Source organism: bacterium (assembly GCA_030018315.1).
In the GTDB taxonomy this organism is placed as follows: domain Bacteria; phylum Hydrothermota; class UBA3073; order JACQXS01; family JAGMCI01; genus JASEGA01.
On sequence record JASEGA010000067.1, the window covers coordinates 1 to 1,333 of the forward strand.

Annotated in this window: 1 protein-coding gene; it reads right to left on the reverse strand. The window is 40.2% G+C overall.

Annotated elements, in window-relative coordinates; all coding sequences use genetic code 11:
* A partial coding sequence (locus tag QMD71_10060) for a hypothetical protein (GenBank protein ID MDI6841168.1) occupies positions 1-1,125 on the reverse strand: 1,125 nt, incomplete at its 3' end.
* Positions 1,126-1,333: the final 208 nt, after the last annotated feature.

The window sequence follows — 1,333 nt, forward strand, 5'->3', positions numbered from 1 at the left end:
CCTAGTGAATGGATTAGGATAGATTTCCAATTTTAAGTTTTGAGTTTTGAGATTTGAAATTTCTTCAACCCCCGGTGGCCCAGTTGCTATAGTAAATGTGGCATCACTTGAGTCCACTGTTTCCTCAACATGACCAATATGATATATCTTTACCTTTGCTTGGGTTGTAGGTGTATTTGGGACTGTCCATGAATATGAACCACTGGCGTCAGGTGCATTATAAGATACAAGCTTCCACGCTGAGCCATTATAGTACCAGATATCGCAATCACCACTAATCCCTGATGGAGTCCAAGTAATAGCGTGCGTCTCTCCTACTATCCACCACTCACCACCATTTGGAGATAAAACTTTGTTTCGACGGCAGAGAGTAAAGTTACCATCACTGTAGTCATTAATAGATGGTTCACTAATAGCTGTTATTTTTACCTTATAAGTAGTGTCTGGAGTATAGGTTATGGGTACATCCCATAAGTATAGACCATCATTGGGAGTATACTCTACTATAGACTCAACCAAGCTACCACTCTTGTACAGCTCTAACTTTACACCCCCACTTACATTCTTACTCACCCATTTTATAGTCTTGGATGTCCCCATTGTGTACCACTCACCACTATCAGGTAAGATAATTGCTATTCCTGGTGGCTTATACCAGCCATGTGATGAATTATAAAGGATGGGGTATGCATCTGGATCAGAGAGGTCTACATATTTCAGACGCAGGATTGACCACCCAGTAGCATCTACAACCCGCCATACTAATGAGAAAAGCTTGCCATTGCCATCAAGACCAGGATTTGGACTCATACAAGCACAGGCAACCCATAGCCAGCCATTAGTATTATTTATCTCCTTTGCTAACCAAAAGACATCGCCACCATTACTTAGAGCTGTTGTATCAACAATCCTATCACAATTTATCACATATGGGTTAAAATATAGCTTAACATCAAACCCATAAAGATTTGGACTTGTAGTACTCTCCATATAATAAACAGAATCCCTAAAAGTAGAGCCCGCCGCTAAGCCAGCCTGCGTCTCCGGCAGTACTTTAACAAGTGGAGTATCCAGCAACACTCTGGTGTAATTTACTCCACTAACTAAAATTATAAATGCAATCAATGCTCCCCTCTTACACCTCCTTTTTAATCCTTCTGTTTTTTATTTTAGCATAAGCACTTGCTTAGTTATACTTTCTTTACCTACCTGTAATCTACAGAAATAGATACCACTCGGTAATGGTCTGCCAAGCTCATCACTACCGTCCCAAGTAACAGAGTTAATTAGTTGATTAGTTGATTGGTTAACTAGTAAGGAGCGAACTAATCTG